Below are 19,245 nucleotides of genomic sequence, written 5' to 3' on the forward strand. Positions count from 1 at the left end.
AATAAACGACTACCCGAATTCAATAAACGACTACCCGAATTCAATAAACGACTACCCGAATTCAATAAACGACTACCCGAATTCAATAAACGACTGCCCAAATTCAATAAACGGCTGCCCGAATTTAAGAGGTTGTCTGAAAAATAGTTTGCTGTGATTTTGCATTTGGCGATCGCATTACTACCACCCAAACAATCAACTATATGATAATCAGGAGAAAATCTGAATAAATCACAAAAATGACTCTGTTTCTTTCAGCAAGAGAAGCCTATCACCAACAGCAAAATACTACTGCAATCTCTGAACCGACAAAAACTAACTCATATAATACTGGGTATCTAGCAGTGTTGAACGATTCAAAACAGCAAAGTTGGGGTTATCAACATGTAATGGCTTTCCCCACAGGTATTAACTTGCTAGTAAAACAGTACGACTTAGCCGAGGATTTAATTATTGAGACAAATTTTTATAACCTTCCTTTAATGGAGTTTAGTTTTGCAATTATCGGAGACAATGAGTCAGAAATGATACCTGTAGGACAAAATTTCACTGCAACTTATTTTGATTTCGATCAGGAAATTCCTGGTAGTGGATCTTATTGGCGGGCAGGTCAACGCATTCTGGAGGTAGAGGTTGGGATCAATCCGCAGGAATTCTTTTGCAGAGATGAAGTTAGTGGCTTAGATTTTCTACCTAAATCACTCCAGTTGTACCTAGAAACTGACAATATATCCTTTCTCAACTACTTCCGCATGGGACAAACTACACCCGAAATGCAAATTATTTTGCATCAAATAGTTAATTGTCCTTTCCAAGGTTTAATAAAAGAAATTTACTTGCAAGCCAAGTGTCTAGAATTAATGGCTTTGAAGTTAGAACCCGATACATCTGGAGAACGGGAATTGATGCGATCGCGCATTTTACGAGGAGATGATATTAACCGAATTTACCACGCCAGAGCAATTTTAATCTCCGATTTTGACAATCCACCCTCGTTGCTAGAATTGGCGCGAAAAGTAGGTTTAAACGATTACAAGCTGAAAATCGGGTTCCGTCAGGTTTTTAACACAACAGTATTTGGCTATTTATGGGCATACCGGATGGAAAAAGCTAGAACACTAATCATGAGTCAGCAAATGACTATAAAACAGGTAGCTAAGATAGTGGGTTACGACTGTCCTAGTCGTTTCGCTGTGGCTTTTAAAAAGCGCTTTGGCAACCAACCAAGTCAATACTTAGATAAATTTGTTGTTGCCAAAAACACCTAGAAAAATCCGTTTCGGCATATACCTGGCTCGGATTTTTCACTATAGATTCCCGTATGCTATTGATAATAAATCCCAAATCCAAATTGCTGTGATCTGGGATACTGTGGTGTGTGAGAGAAAAATGAGCAAGCGAATATTCCAAATCTTTAGTTGCAGACTGAAATGGTTGTTGATACTTTTTATGGTTTTGGTGGTTCAGCCAGCCAAAGCGCAAGATATTTCTAAATTTGATTTATTGATTAATCGGCTTCGCCCAGCGAAAAAAGTACAAGAAGCGAAGCCACCTCAAACAACTAAAAAGATTCGACAACTAAGCGAAGTAGAACCCGTTATTACCAGTGCCCAAATGTTACTGGTACAGTCGCCAACACCAAATAACCTCCCTAATCAGGGGGGTGAAGTTGTGCAGGTAACAGGAGTGAAGGCAAATCCCACGAATCAAGGCGTGGAGATAATTTTACAGACAACTAAGGGGCAACAGTTGCAAGTTATAAATCGCAGTGCTGGTAATAGCTTTCTCGCAGATATTCCCAATGCTCAACTGCGTTTACCGTCAAGTGAAGCCTTTACATTCCGCTCGACTAAACCAATTGCAGGTATTACTGAAATAACAGTCACTAACTTTGATGTCAATACAATTCGGGTGAGAGTTATCGGTGAGGGGAGTGTACCAGCAGTTGAGTTATCTGACAGTCCAGATGAGGGTCTAATCTTCTCGGTTGCCAGTGTTGCATCTGTGCAACAACCTCAAACACAAGCAAGTCAGCAACAGAACCAGACACAGCCAAAACCGTCAACACAAGGTGATGAGCCAATTGAGTTGGTGGTGACGGGTGAACAAGACGGATACAATGTACCAGATTCATCAACTGCAACGAGAACTGACACACCGTTGCGCGATATTCCTCAGTCGATTCAGGTGATTCCGCAAGCAGTGATCAAAGACCAACAAATTACGAAGATTACTGATGCTGCCCGCAATGTGTCTGGAGTAACGCTCTTATCAGGCTACGGTGGTTTCATTGATGAATACACAATTCGCGGCTTCACCAACTACAACGTTCTCAGAAATGGCTTTGCAAGTAGCGACGCTTTCAGTTATGGTGCCAACGTAGAAAGAGTTGAAGTTCTTAAAGGTCCTGCCTCTGTCTTATATGGTCAGTTTGAACCCGGTGGTACCGTTAATTATGTCACCAAGCAACCTTTGAGCAGTCCTTACTACGCAGCAGACTTCACTGCTGGGAGCTTCAGTTTTTATCGTGGTGCCATAGACCTTTCTGGACCACTCACTGACGACAAAAAATTACTCTATCGCTTAAATGTTGCCTACGAGAATTCCGGCAGTTTCCGAGATTTCTATCATCAGGAGATTGTCTCTGTGACACCTGTAATTACTTACAAGCCCAGCGAAAACACAATCCTAAGTTTTGAATATGAATATGGCAGACGACGGGGGTCATTTGATCGCGGTTTGCCATCTGGCTCTGTGTTTCTGAATCTTCCCATCAGTCGTTTCTTGGGAGAGCGTAGCGATTTTTTAAATTATGATTACCAACGGGGAACCGCGACAGTAGATCATCGTTTCAGTCAGAATTTACAATTGCGAAGTTCTTTTTCTGTGCAATCGATATTTGACAACAATGCCTATACCCAATCCGGTAGCGATTTTGAACCAGATGGTCGTAGTGTAAAGCGTGGCTACATTGCAAATCTCAATCGCAGAACAGAAGACTACTCCTGGCAAACTGATTTAATTGGTAAGTTCAACACAGGTTCAACAGCCCATCAAGTCCTGTTGGGTTTGGAGTTGCGTCGCAACACAGACATTAATCCTATCTTCGACACTGATGATATTGCCTCAATTGATATTTTTAATCCTGTCTATGGTGCCCGTCCAGGGACACTGAATAAACGTCTATTTGGTACGAAGATAAATACAACAGGTGTTTATTTGCAAGATCAGGTAACTCTACTATCTAATCTGAAGTTATTGGTCGGTGGCAGATACGATTTTGTTTTTAGCGATAACAGTGCAAAAATCGAAGATGCAGATACCACTTACTCTAATTTTTACAACAGTGCTTTTTCGCCCCGTGTGGGATTAGTCTATCAACCCATTAAATCGATTTCGCTTTATGCCAGTTACAGCCGTTCTTTTGTCCCCAACAATGCGACAACGTTTAGTGGGGTATCAATAGAACCTTCTCGCGGTACACAATACGAAGTTGGGATCAAATCTGAGTTTTTTGATCGACGGCTTTCCGCAACCCTAGCAGCCTATGACATCACTAAAACAAATATACTTAATACAGACCCCGACCATATCGAGTTCTCAATTGCGATCGGAGAAGTCAAAAGTCGAGGAATTGAACTGGATGTGGCAGGGGAAATTTTACCCGGTTGGAAGATTATCGCTTCTGGGTATTTGAATGATGCCTTTGTCAGCAAAGATAACACCATTCCAGAAGGAAGCAGGCTAGGAAATACTCCATACCACGGTGCAACTCTGTGGACAACCTATGAGATTCAACAGGGGAGTTTAAAAGGGTTACAGTTTGGAGGAGGGATCTTTTTTGTCGGCTCGAGCATTACTGACCCGAGCGATCCGTTTACTGTTCCTTCTTATCTAAGAACTGATGCTGCTATTTCCTACAAACATGATAACTGGCGGGCGGCGCTCAACTTTAAGAATATCTTTAATGTCAAATATTACGACAATCAGGGCTACTTCGTCGTGCCTCAAGCACCGTTGACTGTGCTAGGAACGATTTCGTTTGAGCTTTGACATTTATTTAGCCACGAATATCTACCGTGACTTACAAAACCCTGCGTAATTTCGTATTTGCTTTACACCGCTACATTAGCTTAAGTGTTGGACTGATTGCGATTCAATATTGCTCGCTTAAGAATATTCGTAGGTTGGGTTTCGTTCCTCAACCCAACCTAGACACTTTTGTTTTTTAGGCAAAACTTACGCAGTATTAGCTTCATAAGCTGTCGCGCTATAGTCTGATAAATGCGGAATTTGTCAACCCCTTAACAAGAGAGGATTTTGAGGCAAATAAGTGTCTGTGTAAATTATAAAAATAACAATTATTACAAAAAACTAGTTAAATATTACTTAGTAACGTTAATTTTATTACTTTAAATAGCAATAGATTTACTAATAATCTTTAAGAAAATTACGCAGAAATCAACTTCAATGAGACAATCTGACCTAATCTTCTCAACCCAAAGGAAGACATGAACGATCGCACAAAGGCTCTCCAGGCTCTCGCGGCTGAACGTTGGCGGGTATCCCTGATTCTCAGTGGAGCCATGATGTTTATTTACTTTGGCTTTATCCTATTAATCGCGTTCAATAAGCCCCTGCTGGGGTCATTAGTAGTTCCTGGCCTTAGCCTGGGAATTTTATTGGGGGCGCTGGTAATTGTCTCAGCATGGATCTTAATTTTTATCTACGTGCGTTGGGCAAATAGCAGTTATGACGACCAAATCGCCAGGCTGACACGCAAGTGAATTAGCTATGAGCAATTTCTAGTCCCAAATCCAAAATACTAAACCAAAAAAGCATGAATAGTGTGTGGTTCGATCTGCCACTAGCGGCTGATATTACCAGTCTTGGTAAGTTTAACCCGTTGGCGATCGCTTTCTTCTTTGTGTTTGTTGCAAGTTCTTTAGGCATTACCTTTTGGGCGGCAAAGCTGACCAAAAATACCGCTCACTTCTATACAGCTGGCGGCAAAATCAGCGGTTTCCAAAATGGGCTAGCTTTAGCAGGAGACTTCATGAGTGCAGCTAGCTTTTTAGGTATCACTGGGCTGGTGGCACTCAACGGCTTTGACGGCTTAATTTATTCTATCGGCTTCCTTGTGGGCTGGCCGATTGTGATGTTTTTGATTGCAGAACCACTCCGTAACTTAGGTAAATACACCTTTGCCGATGTGGTGGCTTATCGCTTACAACAAAAACCAGTCCGCATCGCATCTGCAATTGGAACCCTGGCAGTGATTAGCTTTTACTTAATTGCCCAGATGGTAGGGGCTGGGGAGTTAATCAAACTGCTGTTTGGCTTTGATTATGAATTAGCCGTGGTCATCGTCGGTTGCGTGATGATGGCTTATGTGATTTTTGGTGGGATGATTGCCACCACTTGGGTACAAATTATTAAAGCAGTTCTGTTACTGGGCGGAACAATCTTGCTAGCTATCTTGGTACTGGCACGATTTGGGTTTAACCCACTTGCTCTTTTCGCCGCAGCCGCAGATAAGTATCCAGGTGTATTAGCTCCAGGCAAACAGGTTTCTGATCCCTTTGATGCTATCTCCTTGGGGATGTCGTTGATGTTTGGCACTGCTGGATTACCTCACATCCTGATGCGTTTCTACACAGTACCCGACGCCAAAGCAGCGCGGCTCTCTGTTACTTATGCTACAGCTATTATTGGCGTTTTTTATCTCCTTACCTTCATCCTGGGCTTTGGAGCGATGGTGCTAGTAGGTCAAGATGCGATCAAGCAAATTGGGACTGGTGGTAACATGGCTGCACCGATGTTGGCAGAATTTCTCGGTGGTGATGCTTTCTTAGGCTTTATAGCTGCTGTTTCCTTTGCGACGATTTTGGCGGTTGTGGCTGGGTTGACACTCTCAGGAGCCGCTGCACTGTCTCACGATTTATGGGTGAACGTGGTGCGATCAGGTCATGCTGACGAGTCAGAACAACTAAAGGTAGCTCGTGGTGCGACAATGGTTTTGGGGTTAGTGGCGATACTCTTAGGTATTTTGTTTAAAGGACAAAACGTCGCTTATATGGTAGGTTTAGCATTTGCGATCGCTGCTAGTGCCAACTTCCCAGCGTTGCTCTTATCAATGCTTTGGCGACGCTTTACCACCAACGGGGCGGTTGCGAGTATGTTAGTGGGTACCTTCTCCTCGTTACTGCTGATTTATTTGTCACCTACTATTCAGATAACAATTCTCAAGCACGCTTCTGCACCCTTTGGGCTAAAAAATCCTGGATTAGTTACTATTCCCCTATCGTTTCTGGTGGCGATTGTGGTTTCCCTATTGACTACTGAACAGCAGGCACAGGAAAAATTTGCTGAAGTTGAGGATCGCATCCACATTGGTTCTGGGATGTGATTTTGTCAATGCACAAACAAGTCTAAGCGGCGAAAGCCGCTCATAACTCTGGTGGAAATGCGTAGAATAACGAGTGATAAGCGTTGGGGGTGATCTTGAAGTTTGAGGGTGTTGAACCAGAGAAGTTTGGTCAACTGATCGCATCTGCGCCCGATTGGGTGGAATCGATGGTTTGAGTTGTTAGGCTAAGTAAACCTAAACAGTTACGAGCGATCTTGTGTCCGTAAAATAGTAGTGCCAACAGAACTCGCTAATTCCACATCTTCTAAAAACATTTCATTAATAGTCTTTTGACGGTAAATCATCATTTCCCGCACCCAAGAGTCATGACCTTGCTCGATGTACTTACCAATACAGTAACCAGAGTACTCAATATGCTTAGTTTCGTCGAAAATCAACAAATCAGACATTCGAGTTACTTTTGCTAAGTTATTAGGTGTAGCATATGCTTGCAATACTGGACGCAACAATAATTGTAGAATCAATGCCCGAATTTCTAAGAGATTGATTTGGATAATCTCATCCATCACTAACTTTTCATCCATTATTTGAGCAGAAGAAATGGGTGTTAGGGGCGGATGCTTGTGGTGATAGTATTGTGGAGAGAAGGCTTTCAACTGTGTGCGGAAATCTGCTTCTATTTTCGTCGGAAAAACAATATTCAACAGTGCTACAAACATTAGTGAGTGGCGTGACTCATCAATAGAGTGATTTCTCACCAACTGGGCAAACTCCTGATTTTCGATCTGCTCGGAGAATTGCCAAACTTGTTTAGAACCAGTTCCTTCTTCAACGACGTTAGTAATCAGGGAATTAGAGAACCATTCAGCATTACGAGCAAATTGACGATAGGAATTACCGTACCATGCCATCCCGTGTGGTGGTGGATGAATTTCGCAAGCCTGTCTCAAAACACTTTGATAATCTTCAAGAATCTGGCAGTTATAACGTTGTAGATAATTGAGCGCCAACTCACTAACATTGTTCATATATTTCTATCTAAAAAAACTAGACTTAGTAGAATTACTACGGTTGATTGGATAATTATTAGTAGCACATAGCTCTTAAAGCATAGGTGTAGATACAAAGCTTAGGAATAAGAATTAAATAACATACAATTTATGTCCCTGACTTACCTCACCCTCAATCCCTCTCCGATATATTGGAGAGGGAAGCAAGATAGAGGATGAAGTTTTGTATTTTATTTAATCCACGTTCCTTAGAGGATATTTTAAAAGTCTTGGGCGAATATAATTCGCTATTATACAAACATTGGCGTAGCGTCTCGCAGAGAAGTCCACTTTGAAGTTCTGAACGCCGGAAGTCGGCGCCCAGACTTCTATCTATGCGAACTAATAAAAAATTAAGGGTGTTTAAACCTAAAGAGGTGGGTAAAGTCTCGTGTAGCCGCGATTTATAGTCGCTAGGGCTAGTAATAAATTAGACTTGTTCATTCATCCTCTTAAACTTAATCTTTTAATTTAATGATTAATCGTCCTTGGATTTGGGTGGTACTGCAACGATTGTAATTGTAAAAGGGGGCTTGGGTGGTACTGCAACGATTAAAATTCCAAAAGGGTGCTTGGGTGGTTTTGCAACGATTAGAATTCCATAAGGGTGCTTCGGAGGGGATGGACAGTTACTACCAGTCGAAATAGGTTTTGGCGCACTTATACCACCTTTGATTGCCTCCATGTCTTCTGGACTTAAATCAAAACTAATTAGTTCGTTATCTAGATTCTCTAGTTTTGGATTTTCCATCTGTTCAACCTCAATTTAATTAGTATCAACCGGCAAGGATCTCTAAATACACAAGCTGATTTATGAGTTCAAGAACTTAAACAACGCTTTTCAAAGAATTCGTAGCTTAAATTTATCTTGAAGATTCACTATAATTTTACAAATTAGCATTATTCTTGTACAGTTTGGCAACTATTTTTTTATATAAAAGGGACATAATTAATTTATTTTTACTCGAATATTAATAGGACTTACGCAAAAATTACCAAAAAGCTTAATTTACCGAACCGCCAAGACGCCAAGAGCGCCGAGAATTCGTAGAGTGTGCGTAAGTCCTAATTAATAGTAGCTAGGTCAAAGGCGAATGGCACGCTTGAAAAGCTAAAAGCTGTGAAACAAAGGATTGCAGCCTTTCAATGCCATTGAGCAGTGGTTGGATGGGTCAGGCGATCGCATTCTTGGTAGACGTGGAATCGCCATCGCTCTCCATTGCAGGTACTGCGTAATAGATGCGGTAATGATACAAAAGTTGTCCAAACTGAGCAAGATTCCAGTAGGATTTCTATAAGTAATTATACTTTTTGCAGTGATCGCACTCTCGTCTGCGCTAGACGCAGTTGTAAAATAAAAAATTATTTGTCGTTCCTCACACATTAGTATCGCTCACTTAATGCACCATCAATTTAAAAGTTTAACGACATTAATTTGATAGCACGACAAATAAATTGTTATCCACGAACATAAGGCGATCTGTCTGCTTTTACAGCATTTTGCATCTAAATTAAGTACATCCTTACCCCCCTTAATCTAATCCCCCCTTGTAAAGGGGGGAAATTCCCAATCTAGTTCCCTCCCCTTTCTAAGGGGAGGGTTAGGGAGGGGTATTTTTGTACTTCATTAACTTGCAATCTGCTGTAACTAAAACCCTGCTTTTGCCTACCGTCCAAGTTCTTTGATATTTTTTGTCACTTGTTGGTATAAGTCGTTGTTACCCTGACTTTGAAAAATGCTTGCTGCTTGTTCTAAGTCCTTAAGCGCTCCCTGCTTGTCTCCATTGGTGGCGCGAGCATTTCCTCGGTTATTGTAGGCAGGGGCAAAGTTAGGATTGAGGCGAATGGCTTGATTGTAATCTTCGATCGCTCCCTGTGGATCTCCAGCAGCACGGGCATTTCCCCGGTTATTGTAGGCGATCGCATATTTTGGATCGAGGAGAATAGCTTGGTCAAAATCATCTAGCGCCCCTTTTTTATCTCCAATGGTGGCGTGGGCATTTCCCCGGTTATTGTAGGCTTCGGCATAGTTGGGATTAAGGCGAATCGCTTCACTGTAATCTTTGACTGCTTCTCTGTTGTTTCCTAGTGAGGCGCGGGCATTCCCTAAATTATTGTAGGCTTCGGCGTCGTTAGGGTTGATGCTAAGTGCTTGATTGTAATCTGCGATCGCTTTCTCCTTGTCTCCTAAATCAAAGTAGACTAATCCCCGGCCGTTGTAGGCAGCACCATATTGAGAATTTTGATTAATTGCCTTGTCATAGGAAGCGATCGCAGCTTGTAAGTCGCCGTTTAAATGCTGATTCTTTCCCTCAATATAGAATTCCCCACCTTTGGAAGTTGTAGCTGAACGACGGCTAGGTTGACTGACTCCTATTTCTGTTACCAATACATTGTCATTCTTACTACAAGAAACACTGCTAATTGCGGTCAATGTAGTAAAAATAGCTATGGTAAATACTTGATTTACCCTTGTTCGCTTTTGCCTAAATAAACGCCGTCTCATAAGTTAATATAAACTGCCATAACACCTGAACGAAATTAGTACTGAAATCTAGATTTTAATTCTTTAACTCAATAATTATTCTAACTTTTGATATACATTTAAAGTCAATTGACAAATTTCCCTGATATTTTACCGATTTATAAGAGAAGGTAGTTGTTGCTGGACGAAATAATTATGAAACTTCAAGATTTCTCCTTCACGATAACTCTATAAATTTTGGCATTTGTAGCCTGATGAACAATTTACTCATCCTCAGTTTCACTCGCTTGAGTTTTGGCAATTAGCCTCCAAGAGGTAGTTTTGTCAATATCTACAGACAGTTGTTCCAGATTTTGCCCTAAATCTTTTTGGAGTTTCTGAGTTAGTGTGATTGGAAAATCTAAATTGATACCTTGAGTTTGTGCTAGTCTTGCCAATTCTGTAAATGCGGCTTTGACTGTAGTCCGCTCATAACTAGTCAGTTTATAATCAAAAGTTTCCGCTATATTCTGAGCCTGCATGGCTTTTTTTATACGTTCTTGCAAATGCTCAAATTCTGAATTTAACAACTTCCATTGCTGCTCAAGTTGCGAGTATCTAGTACTTAGTGATATTATGTCTTCCGTTGTGGGTTCGGGGCTGGCTTGGGCTTGTAATCCTAACAAATTTAAGTGGATTTGAGCAAGATAAATACAATCTAAGTAAGCATACTCGATCTGTTCTTCAGTCAGGGGACGTTTTGCCCAATCGCTTTCTTGTTCTTTTTTGTCAATATTGTTAAAGCTACAAAGTGCTGTAGCTATGGTTTTGAGTTGGTAGTTGGGTAATGGCAAAAGATAGTAGGGAATTTTTTTTGCCATTTCCAAAGTACAAGTAATATTTTTGGCTTTCTTGTTACCGAGAAGCTTTAGATCATAACTGGCGTTGTGAAAAACTTTTTCAATAGCAGAATTTATCATAATTTCTTCAATAAATTCAGCTATAATATTAGGCTGATCTAGGACATCTAAAAGGTAGACGCGATCACCACTCATATCTTGAGGATTATCTAATACCTGAATCAGCGATAGTCGGGGATTACGACTTTTATAGTCAGCTACTTCTGTATCTATCCACAGCGTTTTAGCGTTGGTATATTCAGCAACAATGGCACTAATTTCGCGGCCGGAAGTAAGGTACGGCATTGGCTAATTTTTCCTGATATTTGGGGCATTGTAAGCAAGCCATAGTTTTATAAAGTAACATTTTGTTGGTAATTTTGCTGGCACAGGATTGCAAAAATGCTGAAGTTTTGAGTTGCTTAAGCGTAGACATCGCCAAACTTGCCTCAAATCTGATAACATCGAGTCACCACTGTAAGGCTGCATAGTCTACCCTCAAAAAAAAGCTCCTTAGCATCTACGTTAAATTCACAGAGAGCCACAAACTCTATGCACTATGCTAGTTACCAGCCGTCAGAAAAATTGAATTAGGCGCTTCTCATAAATGGCTACAAAATCTCAGCCTGAAGAAATCGTCCAAGTTTAAATTTTCAGTAACCTGAGTGCTTGCTTGGGCATTTTTGCTTCTTCACCTTTAATTGCTTTTTAACATCTGCTCCTCACCATGACACACACCTCAATTAATCGCTTCAAGTACTCAATTCGGAGATAGATAATGAAAAAGCTAATTCCATTACTAGTTAGTAGCATTTTGGTAGTTGGTACTTTTGGTTGCCAAGAGGCTCCTAAAACTGGTTCTGAAACTCCTAGCACTACTAATGAAGCCGCTCAAGCACCAGCAAAACCAGCTTCCCAAACAACTCAAACTGCCAAAATTCCCGGAACAGCAACGACTCCTTTAGCAGCTAGTACAGATACTAAAGTTAAAACCGGTTCTGAAAAAACGGCAGCAACAAAAGTTAAGAGCGACTTAAAAACTGAAGTTAGCAAAAAGTTGAACAAAGGCTTACCAGGCAATAAGTTACAAGTTGAAAACAAACAGGGTGAAATTATTCTTAAAGGCACAGCAGCTTCTGTTGAAGAACTAAAGAAAGCTGAAAACCTGGCTAAAGAAGTTCAAGGTGTAAAAACGGTGAAGATAGAAGCAAAAGTTGATGCTGTAAAAAAGTCATAAAAGAATAACTGAAGCTTTCAGTTAGCATCAGCATAAAAGCCAAACAGAGACTTACATCTGTGTAAGTCTCTGTTGTTTACTTGCTTAGATAAAAGTAAGCAGTAGGTAATTGATACCACTTGAAAGACTTTAGAAACCTATAGCTAATAGTTAAAGTCTTATCAAAAAGACTACAAAATGGTTTCAGTTTAGCTATGACTTCTTTTTATAAATACTTGAAAAGCTTATCTAATTAGCAATCCAATCCTATCAAATAGGTTTGCAGTCATGGTGATATATAGAGTTAAAATTCTATATTTTCATCTTTCAACTTCCATTATTTGAACCTCGATAAATTCGCTCCATTTGCTCTGGAGAAAGGCGTTTCATTGGAAACCACTCAAATGGAGAAACAGACTGCTTCTCATAAGGTTGAACATCATCCTGCTGGTTTTGAGGGGACTGCACTACTACATTGGTATTTGGAAACCGACCTCTCACCGACTCATCTATCTCTGATTCTGAAAGCTGACTTTGAGCTAAAACATAAGCGTGCTTCTGTGGATCGTATGCGAAAACTTCTCCTGTTTCAATGTGATAAATCCAAGCATAAATGCTGAGTTCCCCATGATAAAGCTTAGAGCGAACCACTGGATACGTCCGCAAATTCTCAATTTGAGTAAGAACATTTTCAGCAATCATAATCTCTAGCAGTTCTTCTCCGTCGTAGTCACTGTAGTGGTCTATAACTAACCTTCGAGTTGCCTCTGCATATTTAAGCCAATCATGTACAAGCGGCATTTCATCGCTGAGATTGTGTAACTTCATTAGTCCTTTCATTGCACCGCAATGAGAGTGACCACAAATAATAATTTGGCGAATATCTAAAGCTTGAACAGCATATTCAATTGTCGCACCTTCACCGCCATTACTTGCCCCATACGGTGGAATTATGTTACCTGCATTGCGAATGACAAATAATTCACCGACTTGGGCTTGTGTAATTAGATTTGGATCGAGACGCGAATCAGAACAGGTAATAAACAATACCCTGGGCTTTTGACCATGTGAAAGTTGCTCAAACAATTGTTGATGTGTCGAAAAATAGCTAGATTTAAATTCGCGCAGACCTTTAATTAATCTCTTCATTACTAAGTTCTACAAATATTTGCGGGTTAAGAGCCAAATTACAGAGAGCAGATTGAGGTAGTAAAGAGGGCTTTCTTTCTACGCTTTTACAATCGTAAAGATTACTATATTATAAGTTCCTTTGGTGCTTTTAATATCCTCTGGCATTTGGTTGAGTTGCTTTTTTCCCTTGCTCCCCCTGTTCCTTAACAGGTCATGTTACTGTGTGAAAACGCCTAGAGCGTATTTTCAAACTTGTTATATCCTGAAATAAACATGCGATCGCCTTGCGGTAAGCCCTTCAGGTAAGCCAGTCGCTCATGGGGTAAACCCCCTGTTGCCGTAGTGGTGGCTTCTCAAGACTGCGCTGGCTCACCGCTACGTGTCTACAATGATCCCCAATTCTCCTCTCTACCCTCTTGCGAATTTTTAATTAGTTGATACACTTGTTCTTCATTAGCCCAGTGAACCAGCGCCTATGGTGCACATCAAGCGGGTGGAACTTACGAACTTCAAATCCTTCGGTGGCACTACCTCAGTCCCTTTGCTACCGGGGTGTACTGTCATATCTGGGCCAAATGGTTCCGGTAAATCTAATATTCTAGATGCCCTGCTATTTTGCCTGGGACTCTCTAGTTCTAAGGGAATGCGAGCCGAGCGCCTTCCAGATTTGGTAAATAACACCCAAACGTCTAAAGGACGCGCTTCTATTGAAGCTAGCGTCACTGTGACGTTTGATTTGTCGGGGGAGGATATCTTACCCAAAGCAACAAAAGCGCAAAATGAGGAAGACTTAGAGACAGTTGAGGAAGTTGAGGAAGAAAATCCAAAATCCAAAATCGTTCGACTGAGCAAAGCCGAAGTCCAAAATCCAAAATTGGGAGAGTGGAGTGTCACTAGAAGGCTGCGGGTTACTCACCAAGGAAGTTACACGTCGAATTACTATATCAATGGTGTAGCTTGCACGCTGACGGAATTACATGAGCAACTAAGTAACCTGCGGGTTTATCCTGAAGGCTACAACGTTGTGCTGCAAGGAGATGTCACCAGCATTATCTCGATGAATACGCGGGAACGGCGGGAAATTATTGATGAATTAGCTGGGGTGGCGGCGTTCGATCGCAAAATTATCCAAGCCAAATCAACTTTAGATGAGGTGAAGGAAAAAGAAGATAGTTGTCGGATTATTGAGACGGAATTAACTGCACAGCGTGATCGCCTTTCCCAAGATCGGGCTAAAGCTGAGAAATATCAAAAACTCCGCACGGAATTTTTGGCTAAACAATCCTGGGAAGCTGTTTTATCATGGCGATCGCTACAAGCACAACAAAAAAAATTAGTTAACGAAATTCAAACGGGCGATCGCAATTCTGGTGAACTCACTACCCAACTCACAAATCTAAATTCCGAAATCGTCCAAAAAACGGCTGAACTTGAACAACTTAATGCCCATGTGAAAGCATTGGGAGAAGATGAACTTTTGGCGGTACAATCTACCCTCGCCACCCAAGAAGCAGAACGAAAACAACTCCAGCGTCAGCTAACGGAATTAGAAACAGCTTCTGAAGAAACTGCCAAACGTCTGGCTCAAACTCAGCAAGAGATTCAAAAATACCGTCTTTCCCTAGAAGAAATTGCCGAAACACAAGTTGTAGAGACGCGATTTATCGCGTCTCTACAGCAGCAAAGAGATGAGGCGCAGCAAGCTTTAGAAACTTCCCGCGAAGCAGCAGCAGAAATTGCCTCAGCTTCAGAAGCATGGGTGCAGCAACAAACGGCATTCAACCGTCAAATTGAAACTTTGCTGCAAACTCTGGAACCGCAACGCACGGAACAAGCACAACTTAGGGAACGCAATAATCAGTTACAGCAACTAATTTCCGAACAAACCCTGTTAATTGAACGCGACGAACCCCAATTAGCCCAAAAACAAGCTGAATGCAGTCGAGTTGAAACAGAATTTAATGCCTCTAGCGAACCCATCCAAAATTTAGCCGAAAATCTCTCAGCCACAGAACAAGAATTACAAATCCAACAGGAAACTCAAAAGCGGTTACTTTTTGAACAACGAGAAAAACAACGTCAGTTGGATAAAATAGAAGCGCAAACGCAAGCACAGCAGGAAGTCCAAGGAACCCAAGCTAGTAAAGTCATTTTACAATCGGGAATGCCTGGACTTTGTGGCTTAGTTGTGCAGTTAGGAAAGGTGGAACCCCGCCATCAGCTAGCTTTGGAAATGGCCGGCGGTGGACGTTTGGGACATATTGTGGTGGAAGATGACAGCATCGCCGCAGCAGGAATTGAATTGCTCAAACAAAAACGTGCAGGGAGGGCGACTTTTTTACCGCTGAATAAAATTCACGCTGCCAAATTTACTCAAGATGCAACGCTGCGTTTTGCTAACGGTTTCGTTAATTATGCTGTTAACTTAGTCGATTGCGATCGCCGTTACAAAGATGTATTCAGCTATGTTCTCGGCAACACGGTAGTATTTGCCAACCTGGAGGCGGCGCGGAAAAATTTAGGGCTATATCGCATCGTCACCTTAGATGGGGAATTGTTGGAAACTAGCGGTGCAATGACTGGTGGTAGCAATACTCAGCGTTCAGCGTTACGGTTTGGTACGGGTGAAGCAGCAGAATCTGATGAAGCGATCGCTTTAAAAAGTCGTTTGGTGGACATTGAGCGGGTTTTAGAGCGTTGTACTGAAGCGATCGCTACTTTGTCAACCAGAACCAAAAAACTCACCCAGGAACTCACCGAAGCGCGTCAGGCGCGGCGCGAACAGCAGTTGCAATTGGAACAGTTGCAGAAAGACATTAAGAGTTTGATAGCGCAATTAGAGGGGACGCGATCGCAACTCGCACAAAACAGCCAAAAGCTAGCCACTGCTCAATCCCGATTGGAAATTTTAGAGCGGGAATTACCGGGACAAGAAACTCAATTGCAACAATTGCGACACGCTTTAGCAGAGTTGGAAGCATCTCAAACTCCCAGTGAATGGCAGCAAATCCAGGCAACGATTAAAATTCAAGAGCAACAATTGCAACAACGGGAGACAGCATTACGCGAAGCTGAACAAAGATTAAAAAATTTGGAAAATCAGCAACAGCGTTTGCAAGAGAAAAGCCAAGAAGCAGAGACACGAATTACCGAATACGAAACCCAAAAAATCTCATCTAGAGACGCGATTCATCGCGTCTCTACACAAATCACAACGATAGATGACCAAATCAGCCAAACCCGTCTATCGTTGAGTCAAATGGAACAGAATTTGGGAGAAGAGAAACAAAAACGCGACGCTACAGAACAGGAAGTGCGATCGCATCTTTTGCGCCAACAACAATTGCAATGGGAAATAGAAAAACTCAAAGAAACCCAAGAGAAACGGCGGGAGGAATTAGTTGCACTGCAAAGCCAGTTGCGGGATGTGGGAGCAGAATTACCAAATCCATTGGCAGAAGTTCCAGATCAGGTAGATTTGGAAGAATTGCAGAAAGAATTGCGATCGCTTACCAAACGCTTGCAAGCGATGGAACCCGTTAATATGCTGGCGTTGGAAGAATACGAACGCACCCAAAACCGCCTCCAAGAACTGACGCAAAAATTAGAGACATTAGAAGGAGAACGCACCGAACTACTTTTGCGGATCGAAAACTTTACCACATTGCGGCAACTTGCCTTTAAAGAAGCTTTTGATGCTGTCAACGAAAACTTTCAATCGATTTTTGCTATCCTTTCAGACGGCGACGGCTTCCTGCAACTCGAAAATCCTGAAGATCCCTTTAGTAGTGGGCTGAATTTAGTCGCGCATCCCAAAGGGAAACCCGTACAGCGCCTAGCTTCCATGTCTGGGGGAGAAAAATCACTCACAGCCTTGAGCTTTATCTTTGCCCTGCAACGCTACCGTCCATCGCCATTTTACGCCTTTGACGAAGTGGATATGTTCCTAGATGGGGCAAACGTAGAACGATTAGCTAGAATGATTAAGCAACAATCACAACAAGCGCAATTTATAGTTGTGAGTTTGCGTCGTCCGATGATAGAATCAGCCGAACGCACAATCGGCGTTACTCAAGCACGAGGAGCTTACACTCAAGTTTTGGGGATTAAGTTACAATCATCCAATACATCTGCTTGAATTTTTGTTAATAATAGTGTATAGATAAACCGGATTCGAGATCAGGACTCGGTATAGAATGACCTCTGAACAGATAATTAGGCGTTCCGACATATTAAATACCCAGGTGATTACCCGCGACAACGGTAAGCGGCTAGGCATCGTCAGTCAAGTCTGGGTTGATATTGATCAACGAGAGGTTGTGGCTCTTGGTTTGCGAGACAGCCTGATCTCTATTTCGGGCATACCGCGCTACATGTACCTCAACAACATCAACCAGATTGGTGATGTCATCCTGGTTGATAACGAAGATGTAATTGAAGATATCGAAGTTGAATCTCTCAGTAATCTGATTAACTGGGAAGTAATTACAGAAACAGGTGAAGTATTAGGGAAAGTTCGGGGCTTTAAGTTCAACGCCGAAACCGGGAAGCTTAACTCCATAGTCATTGCTTCTTTAGGATTGCCCCAAATTCCCGACCAATTTTTGAGTACTTACGAGTTCTCAGTCGATGAAATTGTCAGCACTGGCCCTAATCGGTTGATTGTGTTTGAGGGAGCCGAAGAACGGGTAAACCAGTTGACAACTGGTTTGCTAGAGCGCCTGGGTATTGGCAAAGCGCCGTGGGAGAGGGATGCAGATGAAGAATACGGTTATACTCCACCACGCACAATTGCAGCACCCAATCAACTGCCCAGTGGAGTGCCATTACAGCCACCCAAGCAGAGAGTTCGTGCCCCTGAACCCGTAGCGCGGGAAGAGGAATGGACAGAAGACTATGTGGAAGAGCAAAGGCCACAGCGTCAAGTAATGAAGGCGCGCCAGTATGAATCTATTCAATACGAAGAAGACGAGGAAGAAGATAACTGGAGTGAGGCAACGGGCAACGACAGGTATCAACAACCACAACCGCTAAAGTATGAAGCCCAGCCCTATAGCAAGCCATACGTTGACGAATACGATGATTATGACGACGTAGAGGGCGATGCTTGGGAAGATGCGCCAAAGCCCGTGAATATTCCTAAGAAAGTCAAGGAAAGACAGCCAGAATACGAAGAAGAAGGCGGATATTAGGCTAGCCCCATCTCCAACCCCCTCCCCGCGCAAGCGAGGAGGGGGCTTTTTTTATGAACAAAAGCAAAACAAAACGCACCGTCTAAACTAGTACTCCACCACAGGGATTATGCTTACTTTTCACGTTATGTGGAAAAGCCCACGAAAAACCTAACCCCCTTCCCGACACGGGAAGGGGGAAAATTCAAAGTCTCTCTCCTTAAAGGAAGAGAGAAATAGAAGTGATACCAATTCTCCGTGAGCTTGCACTTAATGATTACTCCTTCTGTCTTGGCGTACTTGGCGTACTTGGCGGTTCGTTTAATAATTAAGTGCATCTTCATAGAGAATTGGTATGAGGTTTTCCAGATACCGTGAAAAGTTAGAGGGATTATCACAGGTTAAGGGGAGCTTCTAGTAAAGCGAATCTACATACCCCACTCTTAAGCAAGCTACGCACACGTCTCGTAGAGAAGCGACAGGACTATTTTGTTAATGCTGCATTCGCAGCTTCAGAGAGTACCCTCTAGGGTACTATTAACCTCTAAGTAGTCATGCTACGATGTAATCAAGTAATCAAGCGGTTAATTTATAGATTTAAGTAAGTAGAAAAGTACAAAAAAAGATAGCTATGTAAAGAAAACTAACGGGCTAAAATCCTCTTCGCTTCTGCCCTTCTCCTAATGGAGACGCTTTTGCTAGCAAGATTCCCGTAGGGGTACGATTACTCGCTACCGCTGCGCTAACAACAGTTGCTCATGAAAGAAACCCTTAAGACTGCACTGCTTTACCTTTTGATAAATATCTAGTACAAGTCGGCAAAAATCCAGCTACCATCTCAATTAACCAAGTAAGGGGCCAAATCCCTTGTTAAAGGTATGCAAACTTCCACCGACTTGTACTAGTAGTCTGCCAATCAAATTTTGCTTAGTATAGCAGACTTGA

The 19,245-nt window shown here is 42.1% G+C and carries 12 protein-coding genes; 7 read left to right on the top strand and 5 right to left on the bottom strand.

Annotated elements, in window-relative coordinates; genetic code table 11:
• Positions 1 to 239 precede the first annotated feature (239 nt).
• The 4 genes from V7K35_RS29060 (at position 240) to V7K35_RS29075 (ending at position 6,409) form a co-directional block, all read left to right on the top strand.
• Entirely contained in the window at positions 240 to 1,268 is a 1,029-nt protein-coding gene (locus tag V7K35_RS29060) for a helix-turn-helix transcriptional regulator (protein ID WP_335083893.1), read from the top strand.
• Between the two features lie 121 nt (positions 1,269 to 1,389).
• Complete coding sequence (locus tag V7K35_RS29065) at positions 1,390 to 4,053, top strand: TonB-dependent siderophore receptor (RefSeq protein ID WP_335083894.1); 2,664 nt, start codon at positions 1,390 to 1,392, stop codon at positions 4,051 to 4,053.
• Between the two features lie 458 nt (positions 4,054 to 4,511).
• Positions 4,512 to 4,787, top strand: coding sequence for a DUF485 domain-containing protein (locus tag V7K35_RS29070; protein WP_334774352.1), 276 nt, complete (start codon positions 4,512 to 4,514; stop codon positions 4,785 to 4,787).
• A gap of 53 nt (positions 4,788 to 4,840) precedes the next feature.
• Positions 4,841 to 6,409: a sodium:solute symporter family transporter gene (locus V7K35_RS29075; RefSeq protein WP_335083896.1), complete on the top strand. Its 1,569-nt coding sequence runs from the start codon at positions 4,841 to 4,843 to the stop codon at positions 6,407 to 6,409.
• A 203-nt stretch (positions 6,410 to 6,612) separates the two neighbouring features.
• Here V7K35_RS29075 and V7K35_RS29080 read toward each other — a convergent pair whose 3' ends face one another.
• From V7K35_RS29080 to V7K35_RS29095, 4 genes are all read right to left on the bottom strand, one after another.
• Positions 6,613 to 7,398 (bottom strand): hypothetical protein, encoded by a 786-nt coding sequence (locus tag V7K35_RS29080; protein WP_335083898.1) that lies wholly within the window; start codon positions 7,396 to 7,398, stop codon positions 6,613 to 6,615.
• A 499-nt stretch (positions 7,399 to 7,897) separates the two neighbouring features.
• Positions 7,898 to 8,170 carry a hypothetical protein gene (locus V7K35_RS29085; protein WP_335083900.1) on the bottom strand — a complete coding sequence of 91 codons (273 nt, stop codon included), beginning with the start codon at positions 8,168 to 8,170 and terminating at the stop codon, positions 7,898 to 7,900.
• Positions 8,171 to 9,085: 915 nt separating this feature from the next.
• Positions 9,086 to 9,925, bottom strand: a complete 840-nt coding sequence (locus V7K35_RS29090; protein WP_335083902.1) for a tetratricopeptide repeat protein — start codon at positions 9,923 to 9,925, stop codon at positions 9,086 to 9,088.
• A 242-nt stretch (positions 9,926 to 10,167) separates the two neighbouring features.
• Complete coding sequence (locus V7K35_RS29095) at positions 10,168 to 11,088, bottom strand: ribonuclease D (protein WP_335083903.1); 921 nt, start codon at positions 11,086 to 11,088, stop codon at positions 10,168 to 10,170.
• A 472-nt stretch (positions 11,089 to 11,560) separates the two neighbouring features.
• On the opposite strand from V7K35_RS29095, the gene V7K35_RS29100 reads away from it, so the two are divergent.
• Positions 11,561 to 12,019, top strand: coding sequence for a BON domain-containing protein (locus V7K35_RS29100; protein WP_334798415.1), 459 nt, complete (start codon positions 11,561 to 11,563; stop codon positions 12,017 to 12,019).
• A 306-nt stretch (positions 12,020 to 12,325) separates the two neighbouring features.
• Here the strand turns inward: V7K35_RS29100 and V7K35_RS29105 are convergent, their stop codons facing one another.
• Positions 12,326 to 13,147, bottom strand: coding sequence for a carbonic anhydrase (locus V7K35_RS29105; RefSeq protein WP_335083905.1), 822 nt, complete (start codon positions 13,145 to 13,147; stop codon positions 12,326 to 12,328).
• Positions 13,148 to 13,604: 457 nt separating this feature from the next.
• Between V7K35_RS29105 and smc the strand changes: the two genes are divergently transcribed.
• The gene (gene smc, locus V7K35_RS29110; RefSeq protein WP_335083907.1) at positions 13,605 to 17,267 is read left to right on the top strand and encodes a chromosome segregation protein SMC; all 3,663 of its coding nucleotides are present in this window, start codon (positions 13,605 to 13,607) and stop codon (positions 17,265 to 17,267) included.
• A gap of 58 nt (positions 17,268 to 17,325) precedes the next feature.
• Positions 17,326 to 18,321, top strand: coding sequence for a PRC-barrel domain-containing protein (locus V7K35_RS29115; protein ID WP_334798419.1), 996 nt, complete (start codon positions 17,326 to 17,328; stop codon positions 18,319 to 18,321).
• Positions 18,322 to 19,245 lie beyond the last annotated feature (924 nt).

It is taken from the genome of Nostoc sp. (assembly GCF_036917275.1).
GTDB lineage: Bacteria > Cyanobacteriota > Cyanobacteriia > Cyanobacteriales > Nostocaceae > Nostoc.